Origin of the sequence: Allosphingosinicella sp. (genome assembly GCF_036403745.1) — a bacterium.
Classification (GTDB): Bacteria; Pseudomonadota; Alphaproteobacteria; order Sphingomonadales; family Sphingomonadaceae; genus Allosphingosinicella.
In genome coordinates this window covers 103,780-123,106 of the sequence record NZ_DASWQI010000031.1, presented here as the reverse complement: position 1 = coordinate 123,106, position 19,327 = coordinate 103,780, and the positions used below count along the sequence as shown (strand labels likewise).

The 19,327-nt window shown below is 68.1% G+C and carries 17 protein-coding genes and 1 tRNA gene; 14 read left to right on the top strand and 4 right to left on the bottom strand.

Annotated elements, in window-relative coordinates:
- Positions 1–191 precede the first annotated feature (191 nt).
- A complete protein-coding gene (locus VGC56_RS04400; protein WP_464123495.1) occupies positions 192–908 on the top strand; it encodes a lysozyme inhibitor LprI family protein in 717 nt (238 codons plus the stop codon).
- 30 nt (positions 909–938) lie between these two features.
- Complete coding sequence (locus VGC56_RS04395) at positions 939–1,145, top strand: hypothetical protein (protein ID WP_464123494.1); 207 nt, start codon at positions 939–941, stop codon at positions 1,143–1,145.
- 105 nt (positions 1,146–1,250) lie between these two features.
- On the opposite strand, the gene VGC56_RS04390 is transcribed toward VGC56_RS04395, so the two are convergent.
- Complete coding sequence (locus tag VGC56_RS04390; protein WP_464123493.1) at positions 1,251–2,369, bottom strand: acyltransferase family protein; 1,119 nt, start codon at positions 2,367–2,369, stop codon at positions 1,251–1,253.
- 421 nt (positions 2,370–2,790) lie between these two features.
- Between VGC56_RS04390 and VGC56_RS04385 the strand changes: the two genes are divergently transcribed.
- Together VGC56_RS04385 and VGC56_RS04380 are read left to right on the top strand one after the other, a co-directional pair.
- Positions 2,791–3,975, top strand: a complete 1,185-nt coding sequence (locus VGC56_RS04385; RefSeq protein ID WP_464123492.1) for an acetyl-CoA C-acetyltransferase — start codon at positions 2,791–2,793, stop codon at positions 3,973–3,975.
- A gap of 70 nt (positions 3,976–4,045) precedes the next feature.
- On the top strand, positions 4,046–4,924 hold the full coding sequence (locus VGC56_RS04380) for a hypothetical protein (RefSeq protein ID WP_464123491.1): 879 nt from the start codon (positions 4,046–4,048) through the stop codon (positions 4,922–4,924).
- An 11-nt stretch (positions 4,925–4,935) separates the two neighbouring features.
- On the opposite strand, the gene VGC56_RS04375 is transcribed toward VGC56_RS04380, so the two are convergent.
- On the bottom strand, positions 4,936–5,622 hold the full coding sequence (locus tag VGC56_RS04375; RefSeq protein WP_464123490.1) for a glutathione S-transferase family protein: 687 nt from the start codon (positions 5,620–5,622) through the stop codon (positions 4,936–4,938).
- Between the two features lie 199 nt (positions 5,623–5,821).
- On the opposite strand from VGC56_RS04375, the gene VGC56_RS04370 reads away from it, so the two are divergent.
- From VGC56_RS04370 to VGC56_RS04335, 8 genes are all read left to right on the top strand, one after another.
- Positions 5,822–6,598: a hypothetical protein gene (locus VGC56_RS04370; RefSeq protein WP_464123489.1), complete on the top strand. Its 777-nt coding sequence runs from the start codon at positions 5,822–5,824 to the stop codon at positions 6,596–6,598.
- 274 nt (positions 6,599–6,872) lie between these two features.
- Positions 6,873–10,070 carry a TonB-dependent receptor domain-containing protein gene (locus VGC56_RS04365; protein WP_464123488.1) on the top strand — a complete coding sequence of 1,066 codons (3,198 nt, stop codon included), beginning with the start codon at positions 6,873–6,875 and terminating at the stop codon, positions 10,068–10,070.
- A 150-nt stretch (positions 10,071–10,220) separates the two neighbouring features.
- A complete protein-coding gene (locus VGC56_RS04360) occupies positions 10,221–12,146 on the top strand; it encodes a S9 family peptidase (RefSeq protein WP_464123487.1) in 1,926 nt (641 codons plus the stop codon).
- Between the two features lie 494 nt (positions 12,147–12,640).
- The gene (locus VGC56_RS04355) at positions 12,641–13,351 is read left to right on the top strand and encodes a TlyA family RNA methyltransferase (RefSeq protein ID WP_464123549.1); all 711 of its coding nucleotides are present in this window, start codon (positions 12,641–12,643) and stop codon (positions 13,349–13,351) included.
- A gap of 85 nt (positions 13,352–13,436) precedes the next feature.
- Entirely contained in the window at positions 13,437–13,991 is a 555-nt protein-coding gene (locus tag VGC56_RS04350; RefSeq protein WP_464123486.1) for a TspO/MBR family protein, read from the top strand.
- 22 nt (positions 13,992–14,013) lie between these two features.
- Positions 14,014–14,304: an accessory factor UbiK family protein gene (locus VGC56_RS04345; protein ID WP_464123485.1), complete on the top strand. Its 291-nt coding sequence runs from the start codon at positions 14,014–14,016 to the stop codon at positions 14,302–14,304.
- A 99-nt stretch (positions 14,305–14,403) separates the two neighbouring features.
- A complete protein-coding gene (locus VGC56_RS04340) occupies positions 14,404–14,916 on the top strand; it encodes a type III secretion system chaperone family protein (RefSeq protein WP_464123484.1) in 513 nt (170 codons plus the stop codon).
- A gap of 255 nt (positions 14,917–15,171) precedes the next feature.
- Positions 15,172–15,999, top strand: coding sequence for a pyrroline-5-carboxylate reductase family protein (locus VGC56_RS04335; protein WP_464123483.1), 828 nt, complete (start codon positions 15,172–15,174; stop codon positions 15,997–15,999).
- 15 nt (positions 16,000–16,014) lie between these two features.
- On the opposite strand, the gene VGC56_RS04330 is transcribed toward VGC56_RS04335, so the two are convergent.
- Positions 16,015–16,713, bottom strand: a complete 699-nt coding sequence (locus VGC56_RS04330; protein ID WP_464123482.1) for a hypothetical protein — start codon at positions 16,711–16,713, stop codon at positions 16,015–16,017.
- 172 nt (positions 16,714–16,885) lie between these two features.
- Between VGC56_RS04330 and VGC56_RS04325 the strand changes: the two genes are divergently transcribed.
- A tRNA-Arg gene (locus VGC56_RS04325) sits at positions 16,886–16,962 on the top strand.
- A 22-nt stretch (positions 16,963–16,984) separates the two neighbouring features.
- Entirely contained in the window at positions 16,985–17,602 is a 618-nt protein-coding gene (gene folE, locus VGC56_RS04320) for a GTP cyclohydrolase I FolE (RefSeq protein WP_464123481.1), read from the top strand.
- A gap of 22 nt (positions 17,603–17,624) precedes the next feature.
- On the opposite strand, the gene VGC56_RS04315 is transcribed toward folE, so the two are convergent.
- The gene (locus VGC56_RS04315; RefSeq protein ID WP_464123480.1) at positions 17,625–19,220 is read right to left on the bottom strand and encodes a hypothetical protein; all 1,596 of its coding nucleotides are present in this window, start codon (positions 19,218–19,220) and stop codon (positions 17,625–17,627) included.
- Positions 19,221–19,327: the final 107 nt, after the last annotated feature.

The window sequence follows — 19,327 nt, the reverse complement described above, 5'->3', positions numbered from 1 at the left end:
CCAGGGGTTGAAGTTGACTGAGGGCCTCCCCCACCTACTGTGAAGCAATGAAAAACGTCACAGTTTCACTGGACGACGACACCTATCGCGCCGCCCGCGTCAAGGCGGCCGCGGCCCGGCGCTTGCTGGGTCGGCATCAGGTCCGATCTCGACCGATTGCGGACATTAGAATCGCCTGACATTATGGAACGATGAGCAGGCTGATCGTCGCGGGCATTGCCGCACTGGTGTGCTTCGCAGCCCTTGGATCCGCCGGCACGGGTCAGCAGCGGCGGCCGCTGAAGCTGGATCGGCGCGGCGAACCTTATGCGGAGACCGCAACGAGCTTCGATTGCAGCAAGGCGACGGGCAGGGTCGAGCGCATGATCTGCGGTGACCGGATTCTCGCCATGCAAGACGGCGCCATGGGTGAGAGTTTCGGGCTCTTGAAGCGAAACCTGCCGGCAGCGCAGCGGAGCGCAGTCGTGCAGTCGCAGCGGGCGTGGGTTGCGGGCCGCGACCGGTGCGCCGAGCGGCAGTGCGTCGAGGATGCGTATGAGCAAAGGCTGAAGGAGCTTGGACGCATGTCGGACGCGCGCCTGCGGTACTTGCGCAGGAATGTCGTTCGTGTCGGGCAGTGCGAGACGACGCGGATTCAGTCGATCGGGCCGCGACTGCAGCGCACGGAGGGCGATCCGCCAAGCGGCACGTCGGTAACCCTGACCGATGGAGTATCCGTCGTTTCCTACGACAGAATTGCCGCCATTATCTCCTCCCACGTCGGCGATCCCGCGCTTGTGTGCCTGATGTCCGTGCCTCAGGGGTGCCCGCCGGGCGACGCGCGCGGCCGGGTGTACCGCGTGACCAACCTTCGCACCCGACGACAATGGCAGCTGCCCGACGCGGAGCATGAATGCGGGGGCGCTTAAGGAGCGGCCGGGCAGGAGACGAGGCTCGCCTTGCTGGACCTCGGGACCGAGACCGAAGCGCGCCACCGCTTCAGCTTCTGGGACTGCATGATCCTCGCCGCCGCCAGGGCGCAAGGGTGCGACATCGTCTGGAGCGAGGACATGCAGGACGGCCGGATCGTGGAGGGGATGCGGGTGGGTAACCCGTTTGGGTTAGGGCGCCGATGTCCAGCAGCCTGTTACGGTGACGTACGGTGACAACGCACTTAACCCGCTGCCGCGCAGGGTACGTCTTGGCGGCGGCTCCGGGCTGGTTTGCATCGCCAGCGTCATCTCGAACTGAGTGCGCTGTCACCGAAATATCTAACCGACGCCGCGCGCGCGGGCGACGAAGGAGAAGCGCTTGCGCATCCGGAGAATGGGTTTCTCGACCAGGTGCCAGGAGAGCGCCGCGAAGAGAGCGATCACCGCGATCGCGATGGCAAGGTAGGCAGCGCCGTTGTCGAGGTTCGGCAGAGCGGCCCGCACCGCCTGCTGCAGCGGCGCCCCGTAGAGGTAGATGCCGTACGAATAGTCGCCGCTTCCGAAGCCCGGTGGAAGCGGTATCCGGCACAAGGACACATACATTACCAGGTAGGTCAGCGACACAGCCAGGAATGGGAATAGAATGGGGTAGCGGCCTATGTCGCCTCTGATGATCAACAGCATCGCCACGGGAACAAGCGCCGCGAGCAGCGCCGGTCTGTTGAAGCTTATTCTGTATCTATAGACGTAGCCCAGCACGCCCATCACGAAGGGTATCAGCAGCCCCAGACCGGATGTGGTAAGATATTTGATCGTTGGCTGGAAGATATGGAGGACTGCGGAGATACGGGGGCCGTTGATGTAGAGCACAGCTATGGCGGCGCCGAGGATGAGGCAGAAGAGGATCACCCGGCGCGTCGAGGCCAGGACATCCAGCCAAATGATCGCCGACATGATTGCGTAGCATGTGAGTTCGCAGGGAATGGTCCAGATGGACCAGTTGACCGTGCTGCTTGGGTTGGAGGTGAACACGCCGGGAAGGGTGAAGTTGATGAGGCCGATGCAGTTGGTCAGATAGCGATATGTCCCCGGGCTCGAAAAATAGTCCTTGAGGGGCAACGCCGTGAAGATCGATCCGAGCAGCACGGCACACAGGAGGACCTCGACGCAGAGGGCGGGGAATATCCGGAGGCTGCGATTGACGAGGAATTGCCGCAGGCTGAGCCGCTGCGCGCTGGCGCAAATCAGAAAGCCGCTGAGCGCGAAGAACATCGGCAGGATCGTCGGACCAAGCAGGCTGATGACGACATTGCGCGCGTCCGGCCGCCCGAACATGATCTCCCGTTCGTGCCAGAGGACGACTCCGATCGCCAGGGCCAACCGCAGGAAATCGGATCCAGGGGCCAGGCCCTTGAAAGCATCCAACCTGCTGCCGATCGTGGCCACGACGATTCCCATGCTGTTGGCGTGGATACCGCCGGAACGGGGGACTAAGTGCACTGTCCCCGAAGCCTGGCGCCGAAACCGGGTGCTCGGCGGTGCCGCCTCCTATTGCCCCATATTCCGATCAAGCCAAGGCCGTGCGTGCGGGCGGATCGTGCAGCAGGTCAGGCTGGCCACGACCGCCCCCGCCCCCGCCCCCTACGCCCTGCCGTTGGCGAAGGCGCCATCCCCGCCGCAAGCGCGCCCTGCAAGAGCTCGGTGAGGCTGCTGGCGTCGCCGGTGCGATGCTACCGCGGCTTCCGCCTATCGGAGGCAAGTGCTAGGGGCGCCGCATTCCCTCACCCCCGGCCATGGGGGTGGGGGTCCTCCCCCCGGGAGGACCCTGACAACCACCCCCATCCCCTGCAGGGAGAGGGGGGAAGATACGGAGCCTCCCATGACCGCAGCCGCCGACGACGTCGTCATCACCGCCGCCAAGCGTACGCCGGTGGGAAGCTTTCTCGGGGCGTTTGCCGCCGTGCCGGCGCATGAGCTGGGGCGGACCGCGATCGTCGCTGCCCTGACGCAGGCCGGGGTGGCGCCGGAGGAGGTTTCCGAGGTGATCCTCGGGCAGGTGCTGACGGCGGCGCAGGGGCAGAATCCGGCGCGGCAGGCGGCGATGGCCGCCGGCGTGCCGAAGGAGGTGCCGGCCTGGGGTGTGAACCAGGTGTGCGGATCGGGGCTGCGGGCGGTGGCGATCGCCAGCCAGATGATCCGCACCGGCGATGCCTCCGTCGTGGTCGCGGGCGGGCAGGAATCGATGAGCCTTTCGACGCATGCGCAGGCGCTGCGGGCGGGGACAAAGATGGGCGGGCTCGAGCTCATCGACACGATGATCAAGGACGGGCTCACCGACGTCTTCAACAACTATCATATGGGCATCACCGCCGAGAATCTGGCCGAGCAATATCAGGTGACGCGCGAGGCGCAGGACGCGTTCGCGGCCGCCTCGCAGCAAAAGGCGTCGGCGGCGCGGGCCGAGGGGCGGTTCGCCGACGAGATCGCGCCCGTGACGGTGAAGGGGCGCAAGGGGGACGTTATCGTCGAGCATGACGAATATATTCGCGACGGGGTCGAGGCGGCGGCGCTGGCGGGGCTGCGGCCGGCGTTCAAGAAGGACGGGACGGTGACGGCGGGCAACGCGTCGGGGCTGAACGACGGCGCGGCGGCGCTCGTCGTCATGCGGCGGGACGAGGCGGAGCGGCGTGGGGCGGCGGTGCTCGGCCGGATCGCGAGCTGGGCCTCGGCCGGCGTCGACCCGTCGATCATGGGGATCGGCCCGGTGCCGGCGAGCCGGCGGGCGCTGGAGAAAGCCGGCTGGGCGATCGGCGACCTCGATTTGATCGAGGCCAACGAGGCGTTTGCCGCGCAGGCGCTGGCGGTCGGCAAGGAGCTTGGGTGGGACGCGGCCAAGGTCAACGTCAACGGCGGCGCCATCGCCATCGGCCATCCGATCGGCGCCTCGGGCGCGCGGGTGCTGACCACCCTCCTCTACGAGATGGGCCGGCGCGACGCGAAGCGGGGGCTGGCGACCCTGTGCATCGGCGGCGGCATGGGGATCGCCGTCTGCGTGGAGCGGTAGGGCGCGATAAACCATTGTCGCGAAGGCGCTTCGCTGCGAAAGTGGGGGGCATTTTCCGAGGGAAGGTCCGATGCGCTTTGCCGTCCGTGCCGTACTTGCCGGCGCCTGTTTCGTGCCTGCCGCTCCAGCGCTTGCGCAGGTGCCGCCGCCAGCCTCTTCGTCGTCCGACATCGTCGTCACCGGGCGGCGGGGGCAGGAGCAGCAGGTGCGCGACTTCGTCGCCGCGCTGACGCCGGCCGAGGCCGGGGCGATCCCGCGCTTCGTCGACGAGGTCTGCCCGGCGGCGGCGGGGCTGCTCCCGGCGCAGAACGAGGCGGTGGCGGCGCGGCTGCGGCAGGTCGCCGCGGCGATCGGATTGAAGGCGGCGGCGGAGGGGTGCTCGCCCAACGCCTTCATCGTGGTGGCCGACAGCAAGCGCGCCTTCCTGGAGGCGGTGGCGAAGAAGCACCCGCAATCGTTCGGGCTGATGACTGCGCGCGACATCCGCCGGCTCGCCGCCGCGCCGGGACGGGCGGCGGCGTGGCAGATCGCCGGCGCCGTCGACCGCAAGGACCAGCCCCAGCGCTATAACGACATCTTCTCCGGCTCGCCGAGCGAGGCCTGGGAGACCGCCGCCCGCGCCCGGGGCAATCCGCGCGGCTTCGACGCCGCAGTGCTGGTGGTGGAGATGCGGGGCGTGCACGGCCTCACCGCGGGCCAGGTCGCCGATTATGCGGCGATGCGGCTGTTCGCCCACCTCGATCCGGCGCGGCTGCCCTCGGGCTCGCCACCGACCATCCTCACTGCGCTGGACGCGCCGATGGGCAGCGACGTGCCGGTGACGCTGACCGCCTGGGACGCCGGCTTCCTGCGCGGGCTCTACGCGACGTCGATCAACCGCCGCACAGCCACGCAGCGCGCCGAAATCGCCGGCAAGATTACAGAAGGACTAGCGGCGCCGGGACGCTAGCGCGCGCGCGCTCAATCCGGCCGGGGAGACTGGGCGGTGAACACCGCAAGCTGGTCCGCAAAGGCGCGCCGGTAAGCGGGGCGGGCTTCGCCGCGGGCGATATACGCTTCGAGGTTCGGGTAACTGTCCAGCAGGTCCGCTGCGGCGGGGCGGCGCAGCACCGTGACCATGAGGAGGTCGGCGGCGGTGAACGAACCGTCGAGCCAGTCGGCGTCGTCGAGCCGTGCGGAGAGGTCGGCGAGGCGGCGGCGGGCGCGCTCCTCGAGGAGCGGCGCGCGGGCCTCGAACCAGGGCTTGTCGCGCTCCATCAGCATGGCGGCTTCGCGTTCGACGATCGGCGGCTCGACGGTGTTCAGGGCCGCGAACATCCAGGCAATCGCGCGCGCGCGGGAAGTGGCCTCCTCGGGCAGGAGGCCGCGGTGCTGCTGGGCGATGTGGAGGACGATGGCGCCCGTTTCGAACAGGGCCAGGTCGCCTTCCTCGTAAGTCGGGATCTGGCCGAACGGGTGGAGCGCAAGATGGGCGGGCTGCTTCATCTCGGCGAAGGAGACCAGGCGGACGTCGTAGGGCTGGCCGACTTCCTCCAGCGCCCAGCGCACGCGCATGTCGCGGGCATGGCCGCGCCCGCGATCGGGCGAGGCTTCGAAGGCGGTGATGGCGGGGATCAAGGCGGGCTCCGGATCGGCTTGGGGTGGCATGGCAATGGCTTAGCGCGGCGGGCCGGGGACCGTCACGGCCCCTTGCGCCGCGTCGGGCGGAAATGTGCGGGGCGCGGCTGAAGATTGCGGACATGTCCCGGTGGTCCGCCGCGGCAGCATGCGGCAATTGCGGCGGCACTTCGGGGGCCGGAGTGGCGCCGCCGTGCGCCCCCGCCCCCCGCTTTTTCGGGAGGGACATATGGCGAGTTTGGCGGGCGCAGCGCCGCGGCGGAGCGCGGGCGCGGAGGAACGGTTCTTCATGACGGCGGCGGTGGCGATGGCGATCGTCATCGTCGCGGGCTTCTCGTTGAACGCGGCGATGGGGCGGTCGAGCTTCGCGGCGCCGATTTCGGTGCACGTCCACGCTTTGCTGTTTATGGGCTGGCTCGGCCTCTACCTCGTCCAGAACATGTTGGTCGCGACCGGCAACGTCGCGGTGCACCGCCGGCTCGGCTGGTTGTCGGCGGTTTGGATACCGGCGATGGTGGCGGCGGCGCTGTACGTGATCGTCGCGATGGTGCGGCGGGGCGGCGTGCCGTTCTTCTTCACCCCGCTCTATTTCCTGGTGATGGACGTGCTGATCCTGGCGACCTTCGTCGGGCTCTCGGTGGCGGCGATCCGGCTGCGGCGGCGGACGGACTGGCACCGGCGCTTGATGTTCTGCGCGATGGCGGTGTTCACCGGTAACGGGCTCGGCCGGCTGCTGCCGATGCCGTTGCTCATCCCGTGGGCGGGCGAAGCCGCGGTGGCCGCGTCGTTGGCCTTTCCAATCTGGGGGATGCTGTCCGACCGGCGCCGCAGGGGGCGCGTCCACCCGGCGTGGCTGTGGGGAATCGCCGCCATCGTCGGCGGTCAGGTCGCCGGCGAAGCCTTCGTCAGGACGCCGCTCGGAACCTCGCTTTACGCGTGGGTGGCGGCGGGGTCGCCGGGGGCGAAAGTGCCGGCCACAGCCTATCCGGCGCCACCCTTGGCCTGACCCCGCCGATACCAGCCGAGCGGGCTCAAAGTCGCTGAGGACAAGGCCTTAGGCCGGCCCCGCCCACTGTGTGTGACCATGTTGCAAACGGGTTACACCGCCTGAACTTTCGATGAACGAAGGGCCTGCAACTCTTGCACTGGCGGGCGCTATCGTCTCTCGATCAATCAGCGGCCGCGCGTGAAGCGAAGGCCGGGATAAGAGGGAATCACTCGGGATGAACAAATTAGGCCTTCTGGGCTCGAGCGCGCTGCGTTCGGCACTCTTTATCGGCATGGCGGTCGCTGGCGCGCCCGCCGCCTTCGCACAGGGCAATCCGGCGCCGAATCCGTCGCCGACCGTCCCCCCCGCTTCCGGTTCCGCTTCGGGCCAGGCCAGCCAGGTCAACAGCCCGACCCAGGCTCCGGATACGCCGACCACGACGGATCTGCATAACGGCACGGAGAACAAGGCCAACAATAACGGCAATCCGGCCGACGACACGGGCCCGGCCCAGACCATCGTCGTCACCGGTTCGCGCATCGCGCGTCCGACCCTCGAGTCGCCCGTCCCGGTGACCACCGTCAACGCCGACGACATCCTCGCGCGCGGCCAGATCAACGTCGGCGACGCCCTCAACGAGCTGCCGGCCCTTCGCGGCACGTTCAGCCAGGCGAACTCGACCCGCTTCATCGGCACCTCGGGCCTCAACCTCCTCGACCTTCGCGGCCTCGGCACCTCGCGCACCCTGGTGCTCGTCAACGGCCGCCGCCACGTCACCGCGTCGCCGGGCGACTATCTGGTCGACGTCAACACCATCCCTGACGAGCTGCTCGAGCGCGTCGACATCGTGACGGGCGGCAGCTCGGCGGTGTACGGTTCGGACGCCATTGCGGGCGTCGTGAACTTCGTGCTCAAGCGCAATTTCGACGGCATCAAGATTGCGGGCCAGGGTGGCATTTCCAGCCGCGGCGACCGCGGCGCCTACTTCGCCAGCATCACCGCCGGCCACAATTTCGCGGACGGCCGCGGCAACATCGCCGTCGCCGCGGAATATTCGCGCAACAACGCGCTGTATAACGTCGACCGCGACTATCTGACCGGCGCCTTCTCCGGCCGCAACCAGTTCAATCTTGCCGAGAACACGGCGAGCGAGACGGCGGCGGGCAACGGGATCCCGGACAACCAGTTCTTCCAGGGTGTGCGTAACGGGTCGCTCTCTAACGGCGGCCTGCTCAACGCCGTGTGCGGCATAAACGACCTAACGAACCTGGCGCGATGCCGTCAGTCGACCGCCCCGGCGACGACCACGGCGACGAACGACCCCACGGGTGCCAACCGCTTCACCACGAGCCGCGGCCAGCACTACGTCTTCCTCCCGGACGGCACGCTCGTGCTCAGCAATCCGTCGCTCGACTTCCGTGACATTACGGGCAACCTCAGCTCGAACACCGTCGGTGGTCTCGGTTCCACGCTGGAGGACACGGGTCAGCTTGAGCCGATGCTCCAGCGTATGTCGGTGAACGTCCTCGCCCACTACGATATTTCGGACGCCTTCCGTCCGTTCGTCGAGGCGAAGTTCGTTCGCATCCGCGCCAACCAGGAAGGGCAGCCGAGCTTCTTCCAGGGCTCGCTCGTGAGCTTCCTGGGTTCGCCTACGGAACTGCGGTGCAACAACCCGTTCCTGCAGGCTCAGGCACTGGCGACGCTTCAGTCGATCGGCCGCTGCGCCAACCCGGCGACCAGCACGTTCACGATGAGCCGCTTCAACGTCGACTTCGGCGGCCGCGGCGAGCTCCACAAGCGCGACACGTTCCGCATCGTCGGCGGCGTGGAAGGCAATTTCAACAACGACTGGCACTACGAGATCTCGGCCAATTACGGCCAGCTCGATACGCACCTGACGTCGACCAACAACCTGTATTTGTTCGACATCAACGGCAATTATGCCGGCTTCAACAACGCCATCGACGCCGTGCGCAATGCGCAGGGCCAGATCGTGTGCCGGATCAACGCTGTCACCGTGACCGACCCGCGCTGCGTACCGCTCAACGTGTTCGGCCAAGGCGCTCCCTCGGCGGCGGCACTCGCCTACATCAACACGACGTCGACCCGCGTCGAGCGGGCCACCGAGCTCGATCTGACGGCGAACCTTACCGGCAACACCTCGAAGTTCTTCGAGCTTCCGGGCGGTCCGGTCCGCTTCGCCATCGGCGCCGAGTATCGGCGTGAGACAGCGCGGTCGGTGTTCGACCCGCTGACGGCGAGCGGCGGTACGTTCCTCAACGCGATCCAGCCTTTCCTGCCGCCGGCTCAGACGGTGAAGGAGGCCTATGGCGAAATCGAAATCCCGCTGCTGAAGGACGTTCCCTTCTTCAACGAGCTGACGGTTTCGGGTGCGGCCCGCTACTCGGACTACAACACGTCGACAGGCGGCGTGTGGTCGTACAACGGCAACGTCTACTGGGCTCCGATCCACGACGTCCGTATCCGCGGCGGTTACTCGCGCGCTGTCCGGGCGCCGACCCAGAGCGATCTCTACTCGCCGTTCTCGCAGAACTTCGCGTTCATCTCGGATCCGTGCGACCTGGGTAATATCAACGCGGGTCCCAACCGCGCTGCGAACTGCCTCGCGGCCGGCGTCCCCGCGGGCTTCACGAACCTCCCGGCTCGCACCGCCTCAACCGGCTACCAGTCGGGCGGCAATCCCGACCTGAAGGCCGAGAAGTCGGACGGCATCACGCTCGGCGCGGTGTTCGAGCCGCGTGCCCTTCCCGGCATGTCGTTCACGGTCGACTATTACCGGATCCACGTGAAGCAGCTGATCGCCACGCTCTCGGCGCAGACGATCATCAACTCGTGCTACGATCTGCCGTCGATCAACAACCCGTTCTGCCCGCTGATCAACCGCAATCCGACCACGCACGAGTTTGTCTACCCGGCGGTCAAGTCGGGCCCGGTGAACTTCGCGCGTCAGGAGACGGAGGGCGTCGATTTCGACCTTGCATACAACCGCAAGTTCGACGGCGGCTCGCGCATTGCGATCCGCGGTATCGTCAGCCTGGTTCTCCAGCGGACGAACTTCATCTCGCCGACCGACCCGAACTTCGCCGACCGTCAGCTCAGCGAGCTCGGCGATCCGCGCTGGAGGGGTTCGTTCACGATCAGCTACGAACTGCCGAACGGCATCAACTTCCGCTATGGCCTGCGCTATATCGGCAAGCAGACGATCAGCACCTACGAAGCCCAGAACAGCTTCCAGGGCCGTCCGCCGACGAACCCGGACGTTCTGCCGGTGGTCTACTACCCGCAGGTCGTGTATCACAACTTCCGCCTCGGCGTGAACGTCGCCAAGAAGTTCGAGTGGTACATCGGCGTCGACAACGCATTCGACAAGAAGCCGCCGTTCGGCTCCCTCGGTGTGGGTGCCGGCAGCTCGATCTTCGAGAATGTCGGCCGCTACTTCTACTCGGGTTTCAAGGCGAACTTCTAAGCCGCCAAGATCCGAAACCTTCAGGGCCGCTCCTTCGGGAGCGGCCCTTTTCTTTTGCCTCGAGCCGGTGGCGCACCGCCCCTTCGCGGCCTTGCCCGGGCCGCACTTCATGCTATCGCCCCGCGGTCGCCGTCCTTCCGAGGAGCCCCCATGCGCCGTTCCGCCGTCCTGCTTGCCGCCGCCCTCCTTACCTCCGCCGCACCCGCCTGGGCCGCGCCGGCGACGCTGCGCCAATATGCCGCGCTTGCGATGGCGCCCGCTGGGGATCGCATCGCCGCCGTCGAGAGCGATGCGGCCCCCGATTCTACGGCCGCCCATCACGCCCGCATCGTCGTGCGCACGGCGTCGGGCGCCGTCGTCGAGACGATCGACCCGTGCGCAGCGTGCAGCTATTCGGGCCTCACCTTCGGCCCGGACGGCGCCCTCGCCTTCTTCGGCCGCGACAAAGGCACGACCCGGCTGCTGCTGGCGCGCCAGAGTGGGCCGGCCACCATTCTCGCCACCATCGCCGGCATCGCGCAGAGCCCGCGCTTCTCACCCGACGGGCGCCGGATCGCGCTGCTCGTCACTCTTGGCGCGCGCAAGGAAGCGGGCGCGACCCAGGCCGGCGTGCGGCAGGTCGGCGAGATCGGCGAACAGAATGACGAGCAGCGGATCGCCACCGTCCCCACGGCTGGCGGCGCCCTGACCCCCCTCTCCCCCGCCGACCGCTATGTCTACGAATATGATTGGACGCCCGACGGCGGCGCCTTCGTCGCGACCACCGCGCTCGGCAACGGCGACAACAATTGGTGGGTGGCGGAGCTCGACCGCATCGACGCCCGCACCGGCGCCGTGTCGCGCATCGCCGCGCCGAAGCTGCAGATGAATGCGCCGCGGGTGTCGCCGGACGGCCGGACCGTCGCCTTCATCGGCGGGCTGATGAGCGACTTCGGCTCGGTCGGCGGCGACGTCTATGCGGTCTCGATCGGCGGCGGCGAGCCGCGGAACCTGACCCCCAATTATCGCGGCAGCTTCACCTCCCTGCTGTGGGGCCGGGGCGGCCTCACCGCCTCGGCGCTGATCGCCGACCGGATGGCGATCGTGCCGCTCGACCCCGCGCGCGGCGCGGAGCCGCCTTCCTGGTCGGCGCCGATGTCGATCGCCGCGGGAGAGGCGAAGTTCGCGCGCTCCGAGGACGGCCGGATCGTCGCGTTCGTCGGCCAGGATTACGAGCACGCCCCTGCCCTCTTCGCCGGAGCCGCTGCCGCGCCGCGTCCCGTCAGCCACGACAATGACGGGTGGGCGCCGCTGGTCGCCGCGCGCAGCCTGTCGTGGAGCAGCGGCGGGCATGAGGTGCAGGGCTGGCTGCTCGCGCCCCGCACGGCGCCGCCGGCGGGCAAGGCGCCGATGGTGACGGTCGTGCATGGCGGACCGGCCGCGGCGAGCGTCCCGGGCTTCGTGTGGCAGGGCACCAACGCCGATCTCGCCCGCGCCGGCTATTACCTCTTCCTCCCCAATCCGCGCGGCAGCTACGGCCAGGGCGAGGCCTTCACCCGCGGCAACATGCGCGATTTCGGCGGCGGCGACTTGAAGGACATCCTCGCCGGGGTCGACGCGGCCGAGCACGCCGCGCCGATCGACGACGCCCGGCTCGGGCTGATGGGCGGCAGCTATGGCGGCTTCATGGCGATGTGGGCCAACACCCAGACCCACCGCTTCAAGGCGATCGTCGCCGGCGCGGGCCTCTCGAACTGGATCAGCTATTACGGCACCAACGGCATCGACCAGTGGATGATCCCGTTCTTCGAAAAGTCCGCCTATGACGACCCCGACGCCTATTGGGCGGTGTCGGCGATCCGCACCATCAAGGCGTCGCGCACCCCCACATTCATCTATGTCGGCGAGCGCGACATCGAGGTGCCGCCGACCCAGTCGGTCGAATATTGGCACGGCTTGCGAGAGATGAACGTGCCCACCAGCCTCGTCATCTATCCGGGCGAAGGGCACGGCATTCGCGGGCCGGAAAATGTGCTCGACCTGCGCAAACGGACCGTGGCGTGGTTCGACCGCTGGCTGGGCACAGGCGGGCGCTAGATACGCAAAAGCCGCCGGGGTGTCCGGCGGCTCGCGAAGACCTCGAAGGTCGGGAGCGGCTCTCTCTTAGAGGAGCACGGTCGCGACGATGAGGATCTGGGCGGCGATGGCAACGAGGCTCACCGCGGCCGTTTCGGCGATACGCATTTCAATTTCCTTTGGTCTTAAACGAACGCGGCAGCCGTAACGCCGCCGCAACGGACATGTGGCGGAAGCAGCAACCATTCTCAACTGCAAAGGTAGAGATAGCGAGTGCAGAAAATGCAGTTGGTTCGCGCAGAGGCGCAGAGGCGCAGAGAGGCTGCCGCGGGTGAAGACGCACTGCCCAACAACATGGCGATCAGCCCGCAAAGCGGGCTGCTCAAATGGGTGATCGGAGAATCCGTCGCTGCGACATTGACAGAAGCGGCCCCTCTGCGTCTCTGCGTCTCTGCGCGCTAACAGTGACCGAACGCCGCGCGCCGGAGCCCGAAGTGAAGTCACGCGCGGATCAGATGCTGGTGGAGCGGGGGCTGGCGGAGAGCCGGGCGAAGGCGCAGGCTTTGATCCTCGCGGGTCTGGTTTTTTCGGGCGAACGCAAGGTCGAGAAAGCGGGGCAACCGCTCCCGCCCGAGGCGCCGCTCGAGGTGCGGGGGCGGGAGCATCCGTGGGTTTCGCGGGGCGGGATCAAGCTGGCGCACGCGCTGGAGCATTTCGGGTGGGATGTGACGGGTGCAGTCGCGCTGGATGTGGGAAGCTCGACCGGGGGGTTCACCGACGTGCTGCTGCAGGGCGGGGCGGCGAAGGTCTATGCGGTCGACGTCGGGACCAACCAGCTCGCGTGGAAGCTGCGGAGCGATCCGCGCGTGATCGTGCACGAGCAGACCAATGCGCGCTATCTCACGGCCGAGACGGTGCCGGAGCCAGTGGACATCCTCGTCTGCGACGCAAGCTTCATCGCGCTGGCGAAGGTGCTCGACACCGCGGTCGACCTGGTCCGGCCGGGCGGGCGGATGGTAGCCCTGGTCAAGCCGCAGTTCGAGGCGGAGCGGCACGAGATCGGCAAGGGCGGCGTGGTGCGCGACGCGGCGGTGCACGAGCGGGTGACGGCGGCTGTGGCGGCGTGGATCGAAGGGCGCGGCTGGATCGTCGAGGGCATCACCGAGAGCCCGATCACCGGGCCGGAGGGGAACCGTGAGTTCCTGCTCGCCGCGCGCAAGCCTTGATCCGCCCCCCTGCCCGCGGCGACCGCGAAGCGGAGGCGTCATGGCCGTTGCCGATTATGAGTCCAGACCCTATCCCCGAGGCGTAATGACCGCCCTCGCCTCCCGCGGCCAGCTCAGGATGTCGTTCCTGCGCTACGCCCTCGTCACCGTGCCGGCGGTGCTGCTGCTCGGGACGCTGTCGGGCGTGCTGTCGAACTCCGGCTACGGCAACGGCTGGTTCGCCGCCCTCGCCAAGCCCGGTTTCATGCCGCCGGGCTGGGCGTTCCCGGTGGCGTGGACGATCCTCTACATCTGCCTCGGCCTCGCCCTCGCCCAGATTCTCCACGCCCGCGGCGCACGCGGGCGCGGGCTGGCGCTGGGGGTGTTCCTCGCCCAGCTCGTGCTCAACTACGCCTGGTCGCCGGTCTTCTTCGGCTTCCAGCTGATCTGGCCGGCCTTCGCGATCATCGCGGCGATGTTCGTGCTCAGCGTCGTCGCCGCTTTCCTGTTCCTGAGGATCCGCAAGGGTGCGGCTTTGCTCATGCTGCCCTATCTCGCCTGGCTGTGCCTCGCCGCCGCGTTGAACTACCAGATCGGCCGGCTGAACCCCGATGGCGGGCGGGTTGCACCGGACGCGTCGAGCACCGATATCGCCCTCTGAAAGCATTCGAGGAGACGCGGCCATGCAGTCCGAAAACCGGCTGTTCGACGATTTCGTCAAGGTGATGAACGGCGCCGCCGGCACGCTCGCCGGCATGGGGCGCGAGGCCGAGGGCGCGTTCCGGGAGCGGATGCGCGACTGGATGGGCGGTATCGACATGGTGAGCCGCGAGGAATTCGAGGCGGTGAAGGCGATCGCCGTCGCCGCGCGCGAGGAGAATCAGGCGCTGAAGGCCCGCCTCGACGCGCTCGATGCGGCGGCGGCGGCCAAGCCTGGAAAGAAATCCACAGCTTCCGGCGGTCCGGACGCTTAATCCACAACATATTGCGAACATTTGCCGTCCCCGCCCTTGCGCCTGTACAGGGCGCCGGGCAGATTCGCGCGTGAACATGGGTGGGGCAGGACGAGAGTGATGGACGTCGAGGATTTCGAGCTGGATGAGCGGGAGACAGGCTCTCCCATCGACATGCTCGAACATTATTTCGCCGCGCACGGCTGGACGTCCGAACGCTCGGGCGACGAGGAGATCGTCGCCTCGTTCCAGGGCAGCTGGGCGCAATATGAGCTGCGCGCGATCTGGCGCGACGACGACAACGTCCTCCAGTTCCTCGCCCTCCCCGACATCCGCGTCCCCGCCGACAAGCGCAACGCGGTCTACGAGACGATCGGCCTCATCAACGAGCAATTGTGGCTCGGCCATTTCGAGCTCTGGGCGAATAGCGGCCTCGTCCTCTTCCGCCACGCCGCCTTGCTCGAGGCCGAGGAACGCGGGACGCTGACGCTCGCTCATGCCGAGACTTTGGTCGAGGCGGCGATCGAGGAATGCGAGCGCTTCTATCCGGTGTTCCAGTTCGTCCTGTGGGCCGGCAAGACCCCCCACGAAGCCATCGCCGCGGCGCTGATCGAGACGCAGGGCGAGGCGTAGCCCGTCGTCCGCCGTGCCTTACGCGCAAGGCCGGAATTTTGGGCGCGCAGAGACGCAGAGGCGCAGAGAGGCCGGCGCGAATCCGTTGTCCGAGACTTCGCGACTTTTTGAGCAGCCCGCTTGCGGGCTGATCTACGGCAGCCCTGCGGATTCTAATGCATCTTCCCTGGCACAGCCCCTCTGCGTCTCTGCGTCTCTGCGCGAACCCCCTCCAATTGCCTTGATCAGCTTAAGGCTATGAGAGAGACGCACGGAATGACCCTCTCCCTCCCCGGCCCGTTCTGGCTGATCGGCTGCGGCAACATGGCCGGGGCGATGCTGGCGCGGTGGCTTGAATGCGGGCTGGATGCAGCGGACGTGACGGTGGTGCGGCCGAGCGGGGTGGCGCCGGCGCCGGGCGTGCGGACGCTGACGGCGGCGCCGGAGGACGAGGTGCCGGCGATGGTGCTCCTCGGCGTCAAGCCGCAGAAGCTCGATGAGGTGGCGCCCGCGCTCGCGCCTGCGCTCGATCCGGCGACCATCCTCGTGTCCCTCCTCGCCGGCGTCGAGATCGCCAGCCTTCGCGCCCGCTTCGCCGCGCCCAAGGCCATCGTCCGGGCGATGCCGAACACGCCGGTGCGGCTCGGCAAGGGTGTGGTCGAGCTGATCGCCGAGGGCGCCGACGCGCGCGCCCGCGCCGCGATCGACGCGCTGGTCGCGCCGCTCGGCCATGGCGAGTGGTTCGAGGACGAGGCGCTGTTCGCGCTCGCCGGCCACCTCTCGGGAGCCGGCCCCGCCTTCCTCTTCCGCTTCATCGACGCACTGGCCGGGGCGGGCGCGGCTTTGGGCCTGCCGCCCGAGCAGGCGGCGCGGCTCGCCAAGGCGATGGTCGAGGGCGCGGGCGCCCTCGCCGCCGCCGCGCCCGAAGCCCCGGCCGAACTCGCCCGCCGCGTCGCCAGCCCCGGCGGCACCACCGAGGCGGGGCTCAAGGTGCTGGATGAGGCCGAGGCGCTCCAGGCCCTTGTGCGGCGCACTCTCGACGCCTCACGCCGCCGCGGCATCGAGATGGCCGCCTCCGCGCGCGCCGCGCCGCCCCCAGCCTGACGCTCCCGCCGCGGATCAGTGCGGTGACTGGGCCCCGATGAAGGCAATCCCCGCGGTGTCTCCCTTGGCCATTGCCGATTTGATCAGCGGGAGGATGATCTCGCTCTGTCTGGGCGTGCTCTGCTTCAGCAGGGTCTCGGTCAGGGCCTGGCACTTGCGCCCCAGCGGCGACGTATGGAACAGGGCCTCCTCGCGCCGCTCGGCCGCCGTCGCCCCCGCCTCGATAGCCTTCGACGCGCGCTGCAGCGCCTCGAGGACCTTCTCGCCCGGGCGGACCTCGACGGGGATATGGGCGCTACGCTGCGGATAGGGACGGCGCAGATAGGCCGCGAAACGGGCGCGCTCGGCGACCGTGAGGTTGCTCGCGAAGAACGAAGCGGCGTCCTCCTGAAGCGTCGCCGTCAGCCCCGGCACGCCGCTCAGCGCCGCGTCCCGTGTCGCGTCGAGCGTGACCTTCGTCAGCCCCGGAAACTTGCGCTCCAACTCCTGCCACTCCGGATCGCGCTCCCGCTTGGTGCGGAGAACCACGTCGATGCCCTGTTCGACGATCGCCCGCAGCGAATGCGCAGGCGCAAAGGATTCCGCGATCGTCCGCAGATCCGCGTCGCGCAGGATCGATGCAGACGGCTCAGCGGACGGCGGCGCTGCGCTGACGGGCGCGGCAGCCGTCAATGCGATGATAAGACACGACAGCGTGCCTAAATGTCGAACCATTGGCCGCCCCCTTCTCCTGCCGCTGGCACCAAGGCTAGCAGCCGGATCGGGCGGCGGAAAGCGGCTCTTCCGGCGCGGCGCGCAAGGGCGGCGGAGGCTCGCCGGGTGCTGCCGGCCCGCGCAAGAATTGACCGGCGCCGCCCCGCGCCCTACGTCGCCTTTTGCGCGGTGCGGCCCCGTAGCTCAGCAGGATAGAGCATCAGATTCCTAATCTGAGGGCCACAGGTTCGAATCCTGTCGGGGTCACCACCGCCATCCTCGAAAGGCGCGCATGGACGAAAGACCCGATCCCGCCGACGGCGATCTCGTCGGTCCCTCGCCCAAGATCGCCGTCCCCGACGCGGTCGCCGAGGCGGTGCGCACCCTCATCCGCTGGGCCGGCGACGATCCGGACCGCGAAGGCCTGCTCGACACGCCGGCGCGCGTCGCCCGCGCCTGGAAGGAATATGCCAAGGGCTATGAGGAAGACCCGTCGCACCATCTCAGCCGCACGTTCGACGAGGTCGGCGGCTATGACGAGATCGTGCTCCTGAAGGACATACCCTTCCAGTCGCATTGCGAGCACCATCTCGCGCCGATCATCGGCCGCGCCGCCATCGCCTACCTTCCCAACGAGCGGGTGGTCGGCATCTCCAAGCTCGCCCGCGTCCTCCACGGCTTCGCGCGGCGGCTGCAGGTGCAGGAGCGCCTCACCGCTCAGGTCGCCGACTGCATCTGGGAGCATCTCCAGCCCCAGGGCGTCGCGGTGGTGATCGAAGCCAGCCACGCCTGCATGACCGCCCGCGGCGTCCAGACCCCCGGGGTGATGATGACCACCAGCCGGATGATGGGCGTGTTCCGCGACGACGAGCGCAGCCGGCGGGAAGTGCTCGCCCTGATGGGCTACTGACGCCGCACGCTTCCGATCCGCCCTACTTCCTGGCGCCGGCCCCGCCTGCCCCGGCCCTACGCGGGGGCGGAGGGGTTCCCGCACGGTTGGGAAGAGACCATTGGAAGTCGGTCTTCACGAGATCGGCGAAGATCGGATTATTAGGAGCGAGGACCCCGATCGGCCCGGGATCGTCGGTGTTCTTGGTGGTGAGGTAGGTGGCGTTCCCGGACGAGCCCGTCGGAACGAAGGCGCCCCGCATGTGGCAGTTCATGCAGTTGGTCGAGATCGGATGGCCGGCGGCGAGCTCGATATAGGGGTTGAAGTGAACGCCCCAGACAGGCGGCCGCCCGCCGTAGCTCGCCTCGGGAATGCCGTAGGTCGCCGCCATCAGATAATTCCGCCACGGACCCCTGGCGGCGGGGAGGGGCGGCCGGTCGGCGCTGTTCGCGCCCTCGTTCGGCCGGTCGCTCCAGTAGACGGATTGGAACGTCCACGCCGGCTGCTCCTTGGTGGCGATGTGCATCGCCACCATCACGAGATAGTCGCCGCTCCGGAAGCTGCGGCCGTAGGCGGCGTTGGCGGACTGATCGAGGATCGCCTTGTCGCACGGATCGAGGGATCCGACATCGGGCTTGTAGGCGTAGAACCGGTCTAGCCCGACGACCTGGGCGTCGTAGGTGTTTGCGCCCCAAAGCGTCCCGTCGGGCCTTTTCACGCCGGTAAGCGGCAGCTGGACCTTGACGATGCTCGGCCCGCCTGCGCGGTCCGGAGTGACGGCGACCGCGCGGTTCCAGATGTCCTTACGCTCGTAGCCCGCATAGCGGCCGCCGTCCTGCTGCTTGCCGGTCCAGACCGGCAGCGCCGTATAGCCGGTGGCCTTTACCGGCCACATCATCGGCTTCAGCACGACCGAGCCGGGGGCGAGCTCGACATTGCCGATCCGGTTCGGGCCGGTGAGCGGCGTACCGTTGAGGGTCTTCTTCACATTGAGTTGCTGGTTCACGATCGAGGCATAAGCGATTGGATTGTAGATCACGCCGGCGACGAGGATGTCGGTGTTGTTGGCGAACGAAGGGCCGTCGCGAAGCGTCGAGCCGGTCTTCGTGGGAATGACGCACCGCGCCGGTGCGCTTGGCACGGGATAGCTCGGCCCGGCCAGATTGATCGACGGGTCCGACGCCGCGGTGAGGGCGGCGCGCCGGGCGCCGAGCGAGGCCAGGCCGTCTCCCGTCGCGGGCCGCGCCTTGGCGCTGGCGCTCGGATCATATTGATAGGGGTATGCCTGGGTGGAGGTGCACCAGTTGCGCCACAGCGGCTCGCCCTGCACCACCTGGTTGAGCGCCGCCCACAGCGACCAGCCGTGGACGCGGGTGCGGACGACGTTGCGGCGCGCCACCCAGCCCTCGACCGTGGCGGCAGCCTGGGGGTAGTCCCAGCCCTGCGCCGGAATGTTTGCGGCCTTTGGACATGCGGCCGGATTGAAGGTCAGGGACAGCAGGGGAAGCTGGCCGCCCGCCACGCTGCCGTCGGCCCGGCCCGGACTTGTCAGCCAGAAGCCGGCCACGGCCGCGCCGATGAGGAGAAGAACGACAACGATGAGCGGCAGACGTCTGCCGCGCGCGGACATGGTTCCCACGGTCCAATCCCCCCAAACCCTGAAGGAGAAGGACTATAACATAAATTTATAACGCGCAAGGAACTGCGCGGAAGCGCCTGATCAGGCCGGGGAACAGGGGGTTTCAT

Coding starts and splice junctions, on each gene's coding strand:
- VGC56_RS04400 (WP_464123495.1), top strand. CDS start 192: ATGAGCAGGCTGATCGTCGCGGGCATTGCCGCACTGGTGTGCTTCGCA.
- VGC56_RS04390 (WP_464123493.1), bottom strand. CDS start 2,369: ATGGGAATCGTCGTGGCCACGATCGGCAGCAGGTTGGATGCTTTCAAG.
- VGC56_RS04385 (WP_464123492.1), top strand. CDS start 2,791: ATGACCGCAGCCGCCGACGACGTCGTCATCACCGCCGCCAAGCGTACG.
- VGC56_RS04380 (WP_464123491.1), top strand. CDS start 4,046: ATGCGCTTTGCCGTCCGTGCCGTACTTGCCGGCGCCTGTTTCGTGCCT.
- VGC56_RS04375 (WP_464123490.1), bottom strand. CDS start 5,622: ATGCCACCCCAAGCCGATCCGGAGCCCGCCTTGATCCCCGCCATCACC.
- VGC56_RS04370 (WP_464123489.1), top strand. CDS start 5,822: ATGGCGAGTTTGGCGGGCGCAGCGCCGCGGCGGAGCGCGGGCGCGGAG.
- VGC56_RS04365 (WP_464123488.1), top strand. CDS start 6,873: ATGGCGGTCGCTGGCGCGCCCGCCGCCTTCGCACAGGGCAATCCGGCG.
- VGC56_RS04360 (WP_464123487.1), top strand. CDS start 10,221: ATGCGCCGTTCCGCCGTCCTGCTTGCCGCCGCCCTCCTTACCTCCGCC.
- VGC56_RS04355 (WP_464123549.1), top strand. CDS start 12,641: ATGCTGGTGGAGCGGGGGCTGGCGGAGAGCCGGGCGAAGGCGCAGGCT.
- VGC56_RS04350 (WP_464123486.1), top strand. CDS start 13,437: ATGACCGCCCTCGCCTCCCGCGGCCAGCTCAGGATGTCGTTCCTGCGC.
- VGC56_RS04345 (WP_464123485.1), top strand. CDS start 14,014: ATGCAGTCCGAAAACCGGCTGTTCGACGATTTCGTCAAGGTGATGAAC.
- VGC56_RS04340 (WP_464123484.1), top strand. CDS start 14,404: ATGGACGTCGAGGATTTCGAGCTGGATGAGCGGGAGACAGGCTCTCCC.
- VGC56_RS04335 (WP_464123483.1), top strand. CDS start 15,172: ATGACCCTCTCCCTCCCCGGCCCGTTCTGGCTGATCGGCTGCGGCAAC.
- VGC56_RS04330 (WP_464123482.1), bottom strand. CDS start 16,713: ATGGTTCGACATTTAGGCACGCTGTCGTGTCTTATCATCGCATTGACG.
- folE (WP_464123481.1), top strand. CDS start 16,985: ATGGACGAAAGACCCGATCCCGCCGACGGCGATCTCGTCGGTCCCTCG.